Annotated in this window: 2 protein-coding genes; both read left to right on the top strand. The window is 25.1% G+C overall.

Annotated elements, in window-relative coordinates; genetic code table 11:
• Positions 1 to 408, top strand: a 408-nt coding sequence (locus EII32_RS12240; protein WP_158611186.1) for a hypothetical protein, incomplete at its 5' end; no start/stop codon positions are given.
• Positions 377 to 778: a hypothetical protein gene (locus EII32_RS11325; protein ID WP_124793562.1), complete on the top strand. Its 402-nt coding sequence runs from the start codon at positions 377 to 379 to the stop codon at positions 776 to 778. The genes EII32_RS12240 and EII32_RS11325, both read left to right, overlap by 32 nt.
• The last annotated feature ends 168 nt before the right edge of the window (positions 779 to 946 follow it).

Below are 946 nucleotides of genomic sequence, written 5' to 3' on the forward strand. Positions count from 1 at the left end.
AGCGATTATTGGAAAGAAATTGTCGAAAACATTGAAAAAATATTTAATCAAGTTACTAAACATTCGTATTATACGCTTTTTATGATAGATAATAGTATGCATAGTATTTCTAGTAATATTAACGATTACAAAAAAATAGCGACAGCCCCATATTATAATGAGTTAGGATCTTATTTTATAAATGGAATAAATCAATTTAATTTTAACCATTTTACTTTTATAGGAAATATTGATCGCATGGTTATTAATTTAAAAAGTGGGAAAAATGAGTATGAAATATCTAAAGATGACTATATTAGAGATAAGGATTATTTTAGAGGAATTAATCATGCGTTTATTATGTCTGCATTAAACCATATATATAAAGAAAACTATATTGAACCTTTTAGCAGAAACTACGTATATTGATACACCGTTGCATAAAGAATGGCTCAATAAACTAGAAAAGACTATAATACAAGGTTACTCATTAAAATATTTACCATCCCATAATCTAAGAAGTGAACTAGATAAAAACTTTATAGATGATAGAGAATTTGATTTTATACAAAAAATACACTTTGAAAATACGAATAACATAATAAGTAAACAACAGGAAGTGACGGATTCAAAAATAAACTTTTTAAATGTCATTATCCTGATATTTACTATTATTTCTTTAGGCCAAATAATTGATATTTTTACAGACGATAAACCACTTATTGTGAGTAGTATTATAGGTGTTGGTATAACTATTTCAGTTATATATATAAAATATTCAAATTGGCTCAAGAAATAAACTAAATATAAGTGAATAAGTAGTTTGTTTATACATCATTTAAAAATCAACGTTTAATTAGAGTACACCCTAATCATACAAATGAGATTATTGAAATTTCAATAACCAGAACGTATGATTAGGGTGTATATTAATTATGAGGTCAAATCAATGATTATTGGTTAGGCG

This window comes from Prevotella sp. OH937_COT-195 (assembly GCF_003932845.1).
Lineage (GTDB): Bacteria > Bacteroidota > Bacteroidia > Bacteroidales > Bacteroidaceae > Prevotella.